This window comes from Streptomyces roseirectus, assembly GCF_014489635.1.
Classification (GTDB): Bacteria; Actinomycetota; Actinomycetes; order Streptomycetales; family Streptomycetaceae; genus Streptomyces; species Streptomyces roseirectus.
Map to the genome: position 1 here is coordinate 7729574 of NZ_CP060828.1, position 12904 is coordinate 7742477.

Genomic DNA, 12904 nt, shown 5'->3' on the forward strand with positions numbered 1-12904 from the left:
ACCCGGGAAGTGTTCACCGGAATCGTTGAAGAACTGGGTGAGATCACGGCCGTCGAGAACCTCGGCGACGCCTCCCGGTTCCGGCTGCGCGGCCCCGTCGTCACCGACGGCGCGAAGCACGGCGACTCCATCGCCGTGAACGGGGTCTGTCTCACGGTCGTAGAACACGAGGGTGACGAGTTCACCGCCGACGTCATGGCCGAGACCCTGGACCGCTCCAGCCTCGGCGCCCTCGCCGTCGGCTCCCGCGTCAACCTGGAACGCCCGATGGCCGTCGGCGCGCGGCTCGGCGGGCACATCGTGCAGGGGCACGTGGACGGCACCGGCCAGGTCCTCGCCCGGACGCCGTCCGAGCACTGGGAGATCGTCAAGGTCTCCCTGCCGGCCGACCTCGCGCGGTACGTCGTCGAGAAGGGCTCGATCACCGTCGACGGCATCAGCCTCACGGTCGTCGAAGCCGCCGCCGACTATTTCACCGTCAGCCTCATTCCGACGACCCTCGCGCTGACCACGCTCGGCCTCAAGCAGCCCGGTGACCCGGTCAACCTGGAGGTCGACGTCGTCGCGAAGTACGTCGAGCGCCTGATGGGCGACCGGGTTCCCGGAGCGGCCCAGTGAACTGGCTGAACTCCGAGGCGTTCGTGCTGTTCGACCAGCACATCCTGTGGTCGGACATGATCGGCAACGTCCTCGGCCTCGTCGGGCTCGCCCTCGGCTGGCGCCGCCACCTGCTGACCTGGCCCGTCCAGTTCGCCTCCGGGCTGATCCTGTTCGGCGCGTTCTACGGGCATCTCGCGGGCAGCGCCGGCAAGCAGGTCATCGTCATGCTGGTCGCGGTGTACGGCTGGTGGCAGTGGAGCCGCAACCGGGGCCGGGACGGCATCACCCCCCGCTTCGCCACCTGGCAGGAACGCGGCGCGATGATCGCGGCGGGCGCCGCCGGCACCGTCGCCGTCGCCCTGCTCTTCAAGGCGTACCCCAGCCTGTCCTGGGACCCCTGGCCCGACGCGTACATCTTCGTCGGCACGCTCGTCGCGATGTACGCGCAGGCCAAGGGCATGGTCGAGTTCTGGTTCGCCTGGCTCCTCGTCGACGCCGTCGGCGTCCCCCTCAACTTCGCCAACGGCTACGCCTTCTCCGGCTTCGTCTACGTCATCTACGGCGCGCTCGTCCTGTGGGGCATGCGCGACTGGTGGCTGCGCTCACGCCGGACCGTCCTGGAAGGGGCCCCCGCATGAGCACGGCAACCGTCCTGTACGACGCCCACGACACCGACGCCGACCTGACCCTCGACCCCGTCGAGCAGGCCATCGCCGACATCGCCGCCGGGCGCCCGGTCGTGGTCGTCGACGACGAGGACCGCGAGAACGAGGGCGACCTCGTCGTCGCCGCCGAGAAGGTCACCCCCGAGATCATCGCGTTCATGATGAGCGAGTGCCGGGGTTTGGTCTGCGTCCCCATGGAGAGCGCCGAACTGGACCGGCTCGCCCTGCCGCAGATGGTCGACGACAACACCGAGTCGATGAAGACCGCGTTCACCGTCTCCGTCGACGCGTCCGGCGCCCACGGCGTCACCACCGGCATCTCGGCGGCCGACCGCGCGACCACGATCCGCCTCCTCGCCGACCCCGCCGCCACCGCCGGCGACTTCGTCCGCCCCGGCCACGTCTTCCCCCTGCGCGCCCGCGCCGGCGGCGTCCTCGTCCGCGACGGCCACACCGAGGCCGCCGTCGACCTCGCCCGCCTCGCGGGCCTGCGCCCGGCCGGCACGATCGTCGAGATCGCCGGCGAGGACGGCACGATGCTCCGCCTCCCCGAACTGGTCCCCTTCGCCCGCAAACACGGCCTGACGATCATCTCCATCGCGGACCTGATCACCTACCGCCGCACCAGGGAACCCGCCGGGGGCGAGGACCTGACCACGGATGCCGCCCCCCGCACCCTCGTCCACTGCGAGGCCCGCACCCCCCTGCCCACCGCGCACGGCCCCTTCACCGCCTACGGCTACCGCGCCGGCGACGGCGTCGAGCACGTCGCGCTCGTCCACGGGGAGATCGGCGACGGGACGGACGTCGTCGTGCGGCTGCACTCCGAGTGCCTGACCGGGGACGTCTTCGGATCGGCGCGCTGCGACTGCGGGCCCCAGCTGGACGCCGCGCTGGAGCGGATCCAGCGGGAGGGCCGGGGAGTCGTCGTGTACCTGCGCGGACACGAGGGCCGCGGGATCGGACTGCTGTCCAAACTGCGGGCGTACGAGCTCCAGGAGCAGGGCCACGACACCCTGGACGCCAACCTGGAGCTGGGGCTGCCCGCCGACGCCCGGGACTACGGGGTGGGCGCGCGCATCCTCGCCGACCTGGGCGTGCGCAGCGTCCGCCTGCTGACCAACAACCCCGAGAAGACCGCCGCGCTCGCCCGGCACGGCCTGACGGTGACGGCACGCGAGCCGATGCCCGTCACGGCAGGCGAGCACAACATCCGCTACCTGCGCGCCAAGCGGGACCGGATGGGACACGACCTGCCCTGGCTCGACGCGGCCAGTGGCGACCAGTGAGAGAACGTGAGGAAGAAACGTGAGCGGCAAGGGCGCACCGGAACTGTCCGTACGCAATGTGGGTGACCTCCGGGTCGCCGTCATCGCGGCCCAGTGGCACGAGAAGGTGATGGACGGCCTGGTGGACGGCGCCCTGCGCGCCCTGCGCGACCTGGGCATCGACGAGCCGACCCTCCTGCGGGTCCCCGGCACCTGGGAACTCCCGGTCGCCGCGAAGGTCCTCACCGGCCGCGGGTACGACGCGATCGTCGCCCTCGGCGTCGTCGTCCGGGGCGGCACCCCCCACTTCGAGTACGTCTGCCAGGGCGTCACCCAGGGCCTCACCCAGGTCTCGGTGGAGACCGGCGTCCCCGTCGGCTTCGGCGTCCTCACCTGCGACACCGAGGAACAGGCCCTGGACCGCGCGGGGCTGCCCGGCTCGAACGAGGACAAGGGCCACGAGGCGGTGACGGCGGCGGTGGCGACGGCGGCCACCCTGCGTTCAGTATCCGAACCTTGGCACTGAGCGAAAACAGTATCGGGCTAGAGTTAATCCACCATGTCCAAGAAGACGTTCGAGGAGCTGTTCACCGAGCTCCAGCAGAAGGCCGCCACCGGCGACCCCACCACCTCCCGCACCGCCGAACTCGTCGGCAAGGGCGTCCACGCCATCGGCAAGAAGGTCGTCGAAGAGGCCGCCGAGGTCTGGATGGCCGCCGAGTACGAGGGCAAGGAGGCCGCGGCGGAGGAGATCTCGCAGCTCCTCTACCACGTCCAGGTGATGATGGTCGCCCGCGGGATCTCGCTGGACGACGTCTACGCCCACCTGTGAACACCGCTCTCAGCCAACCCCTCTCGACAGAAGGAAGCCGACCTCATGCTGCGCATCGCCGTCCCCAACAAGGGTTCCCTCTCCGGCCCTGCGGCGGACATGCTGCATGAGGCCGGCTACCAGCAGCGCCGCGAGTCCAAGGAACTGCGGGTCGTCGACCCCGTCAACGAGGTGGAGCTGTTCTACCTCCGCCCCCGCGACATCGCGATCTACGTCTCCTCCGGCCGCCTCGACATCGGCCTGACCGGCGAGGACCTGCTCGTCGACTCGGGCGCGAGCGCGGAGGTCATCCTCCCGCTGGGCTTCGCCCGCTCCACGTTCCGCTTCGCCGCCAAGCCCGGCACCGCCACGAGCATCGCCGACCTCGCCGGCAAGACGGTCGCCACCTCCTACGAGGGCATCGTCGCCAAGTACTTCGCCGACCACGGCATCGACGCCTCCGTCGTCCACCTCGACGGCGCCGTCGAGACGGCCATCGAGCTGGGCGTCGCCGAGGTCATCGCCGACGTCGTCGAGACCGGAACCTCCCTGCGCAACGCGGGACTCGAGGTGTTCGGCGAGCCGATCATGAAGTCCGAGGCCGTCGTCATCCGGCGCACGGGCGCGGACACCGAGGACCCCAAGGTGCAGCAGTTCCTGCGCCGCCTCCAGGGCGTCCTGGTCGCCCGGACGTACGTGATGATGGACTACGACTGCCGTGTCGAGCAGTTGGAGAAGGCCGTCGCCCTCACGCCCGGTCTGGAGTCGCCGACCGTCTCCCCGCTGCACAACGAGGGCTGGGTCGCCGTCCGCGCGATGGTCCCCGCCAAGGAGGCGCAGCGGATCATGGACGACCTGTACGACCTCGGCGCGCGCGCGATCCTGACGACGGCCATCCACGCCTGCCGGCTCTGACGGGGCCGAGAGGTCTGAGAGGTCTGAGGGGGCCAGCCATGCCTGAACTTCCCGTCACGTTCCGTCCCGGCCGTACCCGCGCGGTACTGCTCGGGGCCGGAGTGATGATCTTCGTCACCATCACCGCCATCGCCCTGCTGCTCGAACGGCTCGGCCCGGGGGAGCGGCTGAGTTTCGTCGTCACCGGCGGCCTGATCTGCTGGGTGCTGGCGATGCTCGCCCGCGTCCGGGTGATCGCCGACGAGGACGGTGTCACCGTCGTGAACATCGCGAGCCGACGGCGCCTGGAGTGGGCCGAGATCCTTCAGGTCAACCTGCGTCCGGGCGATCCCTGGGTGTTCCTGAACCTCAGCGACGGCACCAGCCTGCCCGCGCTCGGCATCCAGCCGGGCATCGACAAGAAGCAGGCCATCACCGACGCCCAGGCCCTGCGCGCACTGACCGAGGCACGCTCGATCGGCGACCCCGAGACGGCCTAGGGTCGACATTCAGGGCTGACTCGGGGCCGCCGGGCCTGCCGCGAAAGCCCTTGTCTTGATTAATCTGGTGGCGAAGACCCGTCCCTCGGGTCTTCGCCCCTGCCGTACCGCGCCCCGGCGGGCAGAGGGCCACCTGCTATCCGAGGAGTGACTCCCTCCGGCAATGGACGGATCGTCCTGTAGTACCTGCGCCGCCCCCTCTCCCCTCACCCCGGAGGCGGCGGCATCATGACCACCCCCCTGCTGCTCCTGACGGCCGCGTTCGTCCTGATCCTGGCCAACGGCTTCTTCGTGGCCGCGGAGTTCGGGCTCGTCACCGTGGAGCGCCCCGACGCCGAGAAGGCCGCCGCCGAGGGCGACAGACGCGCCCGTACGGTCGTGGAGTCGCTGAAGGAACTCTCCTTCCAGCTCTCCGGCACCCAGCTCGGCATCACCATCACATCCCTCGTCGTCGGCATGCTCGCCGAACCGGCGCTCGCCGGGCTGCTCGACGGCCCGTTCACCGCGATCGGCGTCCCCGAGGGCGCCGTCTCCGGTGTCGCCGTGGTCGTCGGCATGCTGCTGGCCTCCGCGGTCCAGATGGTCATCGGCGAACTCGTGCCGAAGAACTGGGCGGTCTCCAAGCCGCTCCAGGTCGCGCGGTTCGTCGCCGGGCCGCAGCACGCGTTCTCCCGGCTCTTCCGCCCGGTGATCGCCGCCCTGAACACCGTCGCCAACCGCCTCGTGCGCGCGCTCGGCGTCGAGCCCACCGACGAGCTGGCCTCGGCCCGCACGCCCGGTGAGCTGGTCTCCCTGGCCCGGCACTCCGCGCAGGCGGGCGCGCTGGAACAGGACACGGCCGACCTGTTCGTCCGCACCCTCTCCCTCGCCGAGCTGACCGCGCAGCACGTGATGACGCCGCGCGTGAAGGTCAGCGCCCTCCAGGCGTCGGCCACCGCCGAGGACGTCGTCAACCTGACCAGGGCGACCGGCCTGTCCCGGTTCCCCGTCTACCGCGAGAAGATCGACGAGATCGTCGGCATGGTCCACCTGAAGGACGCCCTGGCGGTGCCGGTCCACGACCGGCTGCGCACCCCGGCGAGCCGGATCGCCCGCCCGCCCCTGCTGGTCCCCGAGACCCTGTCCGTCCAGCCCCTGCTGGCCCGGCTGCGCAGCGAGCAGCCCATCGCCGTCGTCGTCGACGAGTACGGCGGCACGGCCGGCGTGGTCACCCTGGAGGACATCGTCGAGGAGATCGTCGGCGAGGTCCGCGACGAGCACGACGGGCAGGACACGCCCGAACTCGCCGCCGCCCCGCCGGAGGACGGCCGCCCCGCGTGGGACGTCGACGGCAGTTGCCGCGTCGACACCCTCCAGCGCATAGGTCTGGAGGTCCCCGAGGGGCCGTACGAGACGGTCGCCGGCCTGGTCGCCGACCTCCTCGGCCGGATCCCCGCCGTCGGGGACCGCACGGAACTGCCCGGCTGGCGGCTGTCGGTGCGCCGCGTCGGGCACTACCGCGCCGAGCGCGTGCGCCTCGTGCGGACCGGCACGGTCGTGGAGGCCGCCCGATGAGCCTCCTCCAGCTCCTGTTCGCCGCGCTCCTCGTCCTCGCCAACGGCTTCTTCGTCGGCGCCGAGTTCGCGCTCGTGTCCGTGCGCCGCTCCCAGATCGAACCGCTGGGCACGGCACGGGCCCGCCAGGTCCTGTACGGCCTGGAGCGGCTGCCCCAGATGATGGCGGCGGCCCAGTTCGGGATCACCGTCTGCTCGCTGACCCTGGGCGCGGTCGCCGAACCGACCGTCGCACACCTCCTGGAGCCGGTCTTCGAGTGGATCCGCCTCCCGCACGGCATGATCCACCCCCTCGGGTACGTCATCGCCCTCGCGGCGGTGGTCTTCTTCCACCTCGTGATCGGCGAGATGGTCCCGAAGAACCTCGCGATGGCGGCCCCCGAGAAGGCGGCGCTGTGGCTCAGCCCCGGCCTCGTCTGGTTCGCGCGCCTGTGCAAGCCGGTCACGATCGCCCTCGGCGCGGTCGCGCAGGGCATCCTGCGCCTCTTCCACGTCGAGCCCAAGGACGAGGTCGAGGCGGTCGTCACCAGTGAACAGCTCAACCGCCTCCTGGAGGACTCCGGCCAGGCGGGCCTCCTCGGCCCCGAGGAACGCGAACGCCTCGAAGACGCCCTGGAGCTGGGCTCCCGCCCGGTCACGGACGTCCTCCTCAAGCGCGAGGCACTGGTGACGGTGACCCCGGCGGTCACCCCGGGCGAGATCGTCGCCCTCACGGCCCGCACCGGGTTCTCCCGGTTCCCGATAGCCGCGGAGAACGGCGCCTTCATGGGCTACCTCCACGTCAAGGACGTCCTGGACCTGGAGGACTCGGAGAGGGCCGTCCCGCAGCACCTGTGGCGCCCGATGACGACCCTGCGCTCGGAACTCCCCCTGGACGACGCCCTGACGGTCATGCGCCGCGCGGCGACCCACCTCGCCCAGGTGGCGGACGGCTCGGGGAAGGTGCTGGGTCTGGTGGCGCTGGAGGACGTCCTGGAGCTGCTGGTCGGGGAGGTGACGGACCCGGCGCACCGGGAGGCTCCGGAGGGGGCGTTGGCGGTCTGACGCGGGGCGCGGGCCTCACATGGCCGACGGGTCCTGGGGCCCGCGCCCCGACAGCACCTCCCCGTACGCCTGCATCAGATCCGCCAGCCGCAGCGTCGACAGGTCGTCCCGCGACAGCGCCCCCGTATACATCGACAGCCGCAGATCCCGGTACGCGCAGCTCTTCTCGTACAGCGTCCGCAGGAACCGCCCGTTGCCCAGCTCGTCGATCCACCCCTGCTCGACCACGTGCCCGGCGATGGACCGCAGCTCCTCCAGCGCCTCCTCGTCCCAGACGTCCCCGTTCTCCGCCGCCAGCACCTCACCGATGGAGGTGAGTTCGAGGGGCCGGTACGACGGGAAGTCGACGCGGCTGGTGAACCGCGAGGACAGCCCGGGGTTGGCGGCGAGCAGCCGGTCCATCCCCTCGGGGTACCCCGCGAGGATGACGACGAGGTGGTCCCGGTTGTCCTCGGCCCGCTTGAGCAGCACCTGAAGCGCCTCGTCCCCGTACGCGTCCCCCTTCCCGTACCCGGAGTTGGAGAGCGAGTACGCCTCGTCGACGAAGAGCACGCCCCCGAGCGCGGAGTCGATCAGCTCGTTCGCCTTGACGGCGGTCTGCCCCAGGTACTCCCCGACGAGGTCGGCCCGCTGCGCCTCGACAAGGTGGTCCCCGCCGAGCAGCCCGAGCGCGTAGAAGACCCGGCCGAGGATGCGGGCGACGGTCGTCTTGCCGGTGCCGGAGGGCCCGGAGAAGACGAAGTGTCGTTTCGGCGGCTGGACCGGCAGCCCCTGCCCGGCCCGCAGCCGGGCCATGTTGAGCTGCGCGGAGAGCGCCTTGACCTGGCGTTTCACCGGTTCGAGCCCGACCATGCGCTCCAGTTCGGCGAGGGCTTCCTCCAGGAGCACCGGATCGGCGGGGCCGGGCGGCAGCGTGGTCGCGGCGATTTGGGACTTCTCGCGGACGGCGGGGTCGGGCACCGGCGGCAGCGGCACGACCGGCGGCAGCTCACCGGGGTCGGTGAGCTTGAGGTCGCGCCCCTCGGTGCCGAACAGCGGGTCGAACCCGTCGCCCCCGTCGACGCTGTCCTGCCCGAACCCGGTGAGGGCGAGGGCCGCGAGGTCGGAGGAGTCGTCGTACCCGTCGGCCTCGGCGATCGCGGCGAGCCGGGCGGAGGTGTCCATGAACGCGGCGTCGACGCGGTGCACGGCACGGTAGAGGGGGAGCGCGGCGGCGGAGCGCCCGGTGCCCTCGTGCGCGCGGGCCAGCCAGTAGCGCAGCTCCTTGCGCTGCGGCTGTTCGCTGCGGCAGCGCATGAGCGCGGTGGACAGCAACGGCTCGGCCTGGCCGTACATTTCGAGCCGGACGCGGGCCATCCCGCCGAACAGTCCGGCCTCGATGCCGAGCAGCGGATCGTCGAGCAGCGGGTCGGTGTGCCGGGTCAACTGCTCCCAGTCCTTGACCAGATAGGCCCGGCAGGCGTGCAGGAACCGCACCTGGTGATCGGTGTCGACGGGCGGCAGCCCGGCCAACGCCCGGTCCAGTTCGGGGACATGGCGGCCGTCGAGCCAGTGCGAGGCGTGCGCGAGCAGCAGATCGCGCGGGCTCTCCAGCACGGGCTGCACCCACCAGCCCAGCCAGTACCAGGAGTTGAGGGTGCGGCGGTGGCGGGTGCGCTGTTCGCCGAAGCGGTCGCGGTGGCGGAACATCCGCAGCAGCGCGGTCGTCGTGTCGACGCGCAGCGCGTGCAGCCCGAGCCAGCCGTCGGCCATGCCGGGGTCGATCCGCACCGCGGTGCGGAACTCCTCCTCCGCCTGCGGATAGGCGCCCATCGTGTAGGCGTCCACGCCTCGCAGCCAGGCGAGGTCGGCCGGGGCGTCGGGGCCCCGGGTGCCGAAATCCATCACGTCCCCCACAAACCGTGCCCCCGTCGGATGGCCGCCGGGTCGTCGCCCGCCGGCCGTCAGAGCCGAACCGCTGTGCCACGGACCGGAGTTGAGCAGCCGTCCGGTAGGTCGCACCGAGGGCATCGTACCCGCGCGGGAGGGGTCGGCCGTAGGGTGCCGCACCGGACGTTCGACGAGGTGGGAGCAGATGGGGCGCATCCACGACGGTGACCGAGGGTGAGCGCGAGGGGCCCGCCGGAGCTGTCACGGACGGGAAGAGGACAGAACGAAGCCCCCGATCACGGGGGAACAACCGGGGGCTTCGCGTCTTCGGGCGGCTTCGAATGCCGCACATTGAGAACGTAAGTCCTGTACGGCCCCTCGGTCAAGCCGAGTTGAGGCACTGCGGCACTTTCGTCCGCAAGACCCTTCACCGTTTCACCACATCGCAGATGTTTGGTCACCGTGTGCGACATCCTGGTCCGGACCAAGTAGTCCCACGGGCCCGGGAAGCACCTCGTACCCCTCGGACGCCTGCCGTATCAGCAGATTCGCGAAGGGTTGTGTGGGGTCTTCGGCGAAATGCGCCCGCTCCGCCCCGATCCAGCCGTCCCAGAACTCCCGCTGCTCCGCCCCGTCCCGCGCCCGCCCCCGCGCCCACGCCGCCTCGCGGCCCAGATCCATCCACAGCACCGCCGCGAGATACGGCCGCAGCGCCCGCCGCCCGGCCCCGACCCCCTCGACCAGGACCACGGGAGCGGCCGGCAGCACCCGGGGCGCCCCGAACGCGCGGGCGCGCCAGTCGTAGACGGCGTACGCGGCGCTCTCTCCCCGGCTCAGCGGCCCGACGACCTGCGCCAGCACCCGCTCCGTCCACCCGAACAGCTCGGCATGGCTCGCCACGTCGTCGATCCGCAGCACCGGTGCCCCGCCCAGCTCCGCCGCCAGCCGCCCCGCGAACGTCGACTTCCCCGACCCGGCGTGCCCGTCCACGGCGACCAGCCGGACCGGCCCGCAGGAGGGACGGAGACGGCGCAGACGGGCGGCGAGCTGCTGGATGGCGGGTCCTGTACGTCGCGGGAAACGGGGAGGCCAGTCTAGGCAGGCGCCCATGTCGGTGCCGGACGAGGCGGCCGCGCGGGGTCATAGTGGGCGCACTGTCCGCCGATCCCCGGGGGTGCGTCCATGAGCAGAGCCGAGCAACCGTCCCGTCGGGCCGTCCTCGCGGCGGCCGTCGCGACCGCCGCCACCGTCACCGGCGCGGCGGCGCCCCCGGCCCGCACCGCCGACTTCCGCAGCTGGGCCTCCCGCGCCGACTGGTGCGCGGGAGACGCCGACGGGACGGCCCCCGTCGCGGGGGAGCGGCCCGGCGTGATGATCGCGGAGCCGGCCGGGACGACCCGGTACGCCGACCCGCACACCGGCACCGCCGCCGACTGGGACCACGCGACCTGGACGTCCCCGGCGCACCGCCTCGCCGTCCCCGCCACCGAGATCGTCGCCCACTGGAACGCCGACACCCCGCCCGGCACCTGGCTCCAGACCGAGCTGAGCGCCACCTGCTCCGACGGCACCGCCACCCCCTGGTACGTCATGGCCCGCTGGGCCTCCGGCGACCAGGACGTCCGGCGCACCTCCGTCGACGGCCAGGGCGACGGCAGGAGCAGCGTCTGGACGGACACCCTGACCGTCGACGACCCCGCGACGGGGCTGCGCTTCACCTCTTTCCGTCTCCGCCTCACCCTCCACCGCCGCCCCGGCACCCGCCTCACCCCGACCGTCTGGCGCGCCGGCGCGATGGGCTCCGACGTCCCCGACCGCTTCACCGTCCCGGCCTCGACGCCCGCCCTGGCCCGGGAGCTGATCGTCCCGCGCTACTCCCAGGAGATCCACCGGGGCCGGTACCCGCAGTACGACGGCGGCGGCGAGGCGTGGTGCAGCCCCACCTCCTCGCAGATGGTCGTCGAGTACTGGGGCGGGCGCCCCACCGCCGAGCAACTGGCCTGGGTGGACCCGGCGTTCACCGACCCCCAGGTCTGCCACGCGGCCCGCCACACCTACGACTTCCAGTACGGGGGCTGCGGCAACTGGTCCTTCAACGCCGCCTACGCGGCCACCTACGGCGGACTCCAGGGCGTCGTGACCCGGCTGGCCTCGCTCACCGACCTGGAGACCCTGATCGCGGCCGGGATCCCGGCGATCACCTCGCAGTCCTTCCGCGAGGAGGAGCTGACCGGCGCGGGGTACGGGACCGCCGGGCACCTCATGACCGTGATCGGCTTCACCTCCGACGGCGACGTCATCGCGGGCGACCCCTACTCACCCACGGACCAGGCCGTCCGGCGCGTGTACCGGCGGCGGGAGTGGGAGAACGTGTGGCTGCGGACCCGACGGCACGATGCCACGGGCAAGACCGTGTCGGGCAGCGGGGGCGTGTGCTACCTGTACTTCCCGGTGCGGCTCAGCGGGGTGCAACGGGGGGCTCTGGCGGGGGTGGGGGTGGAGGTGTGAGGGGCGGCGGGGGCGCGTGTGAGCAAGCTCTCGGCCGCAAATGCCTCAGGCGATGGCAAGGTGGACGAATGACAGCTCACTCTGCCACCGCCACCCGCGTCCGTACCGGCGGCCCGAAGGACGACGGCCCCAAGGTCGCCGAACATGTCCTGGGCTGGGTCCTCGTCGTGGTCGTCGCGATGCTCGTGACCCAGCTCGGTCTGCTCTAGGTCGCTCCGGGCCGGAGTCGGCAACTGCCCCTGGCCTATGCCTTGTCCACTTGCCGGTGTGACCTGACCCACGCTTGACCTGACATACTGCGGTTGTCCTGCCGACCGCCCGAGATCCAGGGTCGAGTATTGAACATCAGTGCACAGCGCGACGCCGCCCGCCCCAAGGCGCGCGGCACCGAGCGCTCGTTGGCTCGCCGTGCCGAACTCATCTCCATCGGGCGGAAGTTGTTCGCCGACACCTCCTACGACGCGCTGTCCATGGACGACATCGCGCGTCAGGCGCACGTCGCCAAGGGGCTGATCTACTACTACTTCCAGTCCAAGCGCGGCTACTACCTGGCGATCATCCAGGACTCCGTCGCCGACCTGGTCACCTTCGCCGCGAGCGGCCTCGAACTGGCCCAGGTCGACCGCGTCCACCGCACGATCGACAGCTACCTGCGCTACGCCGAGCACAACCAGGCCGCGTACCGCACGATCGTCAGCGGCGGCGTCGGCTTCGACGCCGAGGTGCACGGCATCCGGGACGGGGTGCGCGAGGCGATCGTCGCGACGATCGCCGAAGGGGCGTACGGCCGCACCGACATCACCCCGCTCGCCCGGATGGGCCTGCTCTCCTGGGTCTGCGGCGTCGAGGGCGCCGCCCTCGACTGGATCGACCGCGCCGACCCCATCTCCCGTGACGCCATGCGGGAGTTGCTGGTGAAGACCCTCGGCGGCGTCTTCCGCGCGATCGAGGAACTGGACCCGGCGTACCCGACCCCCAAGGAAGCCCGCCGGGAGGGGTGAGGGGGTTCGGGGCGCGAGCGGGCTCGGGTCGTGCAGGGGGCGCGGGCTCGGGACGTGGCGGGACTGCTGGGGCTCCGGCCGGGGCCGGACCGCGAGGGTGTGGAGCGGGGCGCGGGCGGGTGCTCGGTCGGTGGGCTCGCGGGCTGGTCGTGTCCTCCGTCGTGGTGTAGCCGATCACGGTCCGTCGCTTC

Annotated in this window: 14 protein-coding genes; 12 read left to right on the forward strand and 2 right to left on the reverse strand. The window is 71.9% G+C overall.

Annotated elements, in window-relative coordinates:
* The first annotated feature begins 9 nt into the window (after positions 1–9).
* From IAG44_RS33335 to IAG44_RS33375, 9 genes are all read left to right on the forward strand, one after another.
* Positions 10–618, forward strand: coding sequence for a riboflavin synthase (locus IAG44_RS33335; protein ID WP_187750798.1), 609 nt, complete (start codon positions 10–12; stop codon positions 616–618).
* Positions 615–1238 (forward strand): nicotinamide mononucleotide transporter family protein, encoded by a 624-nt coding sequence (locus IAG44_RS33340; protein WP_187750799.1) that lies wholly within the window; start codon positions 615–617, stop codon positions 1236–1238. Before IAG44_RS33335 ends, IAG44_RS33340 begins: the two co-directional genes overlap by 4 nt.
* On the forward strand, positions 1235–2554 hold the full coding sequence (locus IAG44_RS33345) for a bifunctional 3,4-dihydroxy-2-butanone-4-phosphate synthase/GTP cyclohydrolase II (protein ID WP_187750800.1): 1320 nt from the start codon (positions 1235–1237) through the stop codon (positions 2552–2554). Before IAG44_RS33340 ends, IAG44_RS33345 begins: the two co-directional genes overlap by 4 nt.
* Positions 2555–2573: 19 nt before the next feature.
* Entirely contained in the window at positions 2574–3059 is a 486-nt protein-coding gene (gene ribH / locus IAG44_RS33350; protein WP_187750801.1) for a 6,7-dimethyl-8-ribityllumazine synthase, read from the forward strand.
* Positions 3060–3092: 33 nt separating this feature from the next.
* The gene (locus IAG44_RS33355; protein ID WP_187750802.1) at positions 3093–3365 is read left to right on the forward strand and encodes a phosphoribosyl-ATP diphosphatase; all 273 of its coding nucleotides are present in this window, start codon (positions 3093–3095) and stop codon (positions 3363–3365) included.
* A 45-nt stretch (positions 3366–3410) separates the two neighbouring features.
* Positions 3411–4259 (forward strand): ATP phosphoribosyltransferase, encoded by an 849-nt coding sequence (gene hisG / locus IAG44_RS33360; protein WP_187750803.1) that lies wholly within the window; start codon positions 3411–3413, stop codon positions 4257–4259.
* Positions 4260–4297: 38 nt separating this feature from the next.
* The gene (locus IAG44_RS33365; RefSeq protein WP_187750804.1) at positions 4298–4738 is read left to right on the forward strand and encodes a PH domain-containing protein; all 441 of its coding nucleotides are present in this window, start codon (positions 4298–4300) and stop codon (positions 4736–4738) included.
* Positions 4739–4966: 228 nt separating this feature from the next.
* A complete protein-coding gene (locus IAG44_RS33370; RefSeq protein ID WP_187750805.1) occupies positions 4967–6292 on the forward strand; it encodes a hemolysin family protein in 1326 nt (441 codons plus the stop codon).
* Positions 6289–7335 carry a hemolysin family protein gene (locus IAG44_RS33375; RefSeq protein WP_187750806.1) on the forward strand — a complete coding sequence of 349 codons (1047 nt, stop codon included), beginning with the start codon at positions 6289–6291 and terminating at the stop codon, positions 7333–7335. Before IAG44_RS33370 ends, IAG44_RS33375 begins: the two co-directional genes overlap by 4 nt.
* 15 nt (positions 7336–7350) lie before the next feature.
* On the opposite strand, the gene IAG44_RS33380 is transcribed toward IAG44_RS33375, so the two are convergent.
* The gene (locus tag IAG44_RS33380; RefSeq protein ID WP_187750807.1) at positions 7351–9219 is read right to left on the reverse strand and encodes an AAA family ATPase; all 1869 of its coding nucleotides are present in this window, start codon (positions 9217–9219) and stop codon (positions 7351–7353) included.
* Positions 9220–9639: 420 nt separating this feature from the next.
* Positions 9640–10314 (reverse strand): uridine kinase family protein, encoded by a 675-nt coding sequence (locus tag IAG44_RS33385; protein WP_187750808.1) that lies wholly within the window; start codon positions 10312–10314, stop codon positions 9640–9642.
* Between the two features lie 72 nt (positions 10315–10386).
* Between IAG44_RS33385 and IAG44_RS33390 the strand changes: the two genes are divergently transcribed.
* From IAG44_RS33390 to IAG44_RS33400, 3 genes are all read left to right on the forward strand, one after another.
* Positions 10387–11712 carry a peptidase C39 family protein gene (locus IAG44_RS33390; protein ID WP_187750809.1) on the forward strand — a complete coding sequence of 442 codons (1326 nt, stop codon included), beginning with the start codon at positions 10387–10389 and terminating at the stop codon, positions 11710–11712.
* 68 nt (positions 11713–11780) lie between these two features.
* Positions 11781–11921: an SCO1431 family membrane protein gene (locus IAG44_RS33395; RefSeq protein ID WP_187750810.1), complete on the forward strand. Its 141-nt coding sequence runs from the start codon at positions 11781–11783 to the stop codon at positions 11919–11921.
* Between the two features lie 129 nt (positions 11922–12050).
* Complete coding sequence (locus tag IAG44_RS33400) at positions 12051–12713, forward strand: TetR/AcrR family transcriptional regulator (RefSeq protein ID WP_187750811.1); 663 nt, start codon at positions 12051–12053, stop codon at positions 12711–12713.
* Positions 12714–12904: the final 191 nt, after the last annotated feature.

Coding starts and splice junctions, on each gene's coding strand:
- IAG44_RS33380 (WP_187750807.1), bottom strand. CDS start 9,219: ATGGATTTCGGCACCCGGGGCCCCGACGCCCCGGCCGACCTCGCCTGG.
- IAG44_RS33355 (WP_187750802.1), top strand. CDS start 3,093: ATGTCCAAGAAGACGTTCGAGGAGCTGTTCACCGAGCTCCAGCAGAAG.
- IAG44_RS33395 (WP_187750810.1), top strand. CDS start 11,781: ATGACAGCTCACTCTGCCACCGCCACCCGCGTCCGTACCGGCGGCCCG.
- IAG44_RS33345 (WP_187750800.1), top strand. CDS start 1,235: ATGAGCACGGCAACCGTCCTGTACGACGCCCACGACACCGACGCCGAC.
- IAG44_RS33365 (WP_187750804.1), top strand. CDS start 4,298: ATGCCTGAACTTCCCGTCACGTTCCGTCCCGGCCGTACCCGCGCGGTA.
- IAG44_RS33370 (WP_187750805.1), top strand. CDS start 4,967: ATGACCACCCCCCTGCTGCTCCTGACGGCCGCGTTCGTCCTGATCCTG.
- IAG44_RS33385 (WP_187750808.1), bottom strand. CDS start 10,314: ATGGGCGCCTGCCTAGACTGGCCTCCCCGTTTCCCGCGACGTACAGGA.
- hisG (WP_187750803.1), top strand. CDS start 3,411: ATGCTGCGCATCGCCGTCCCCAACAAGGGTTCCCTCTCCGGCCCTGCG.
- IAG44_RS33390 (WP_187750809.1), top strand. CDS start 10,387: ATGAGCAGAGCCGAGCAACCGTCCCGTCGGGCCGTCCTCGCGGCGGCC.
- IAG44_RS33375 (WP_187750806.1), top strand. CDS start 6,289: ATGAGCCTCCTCCAGCTCCTGTTCGCCGCGCTCCTCGTCCTCGCCAAC.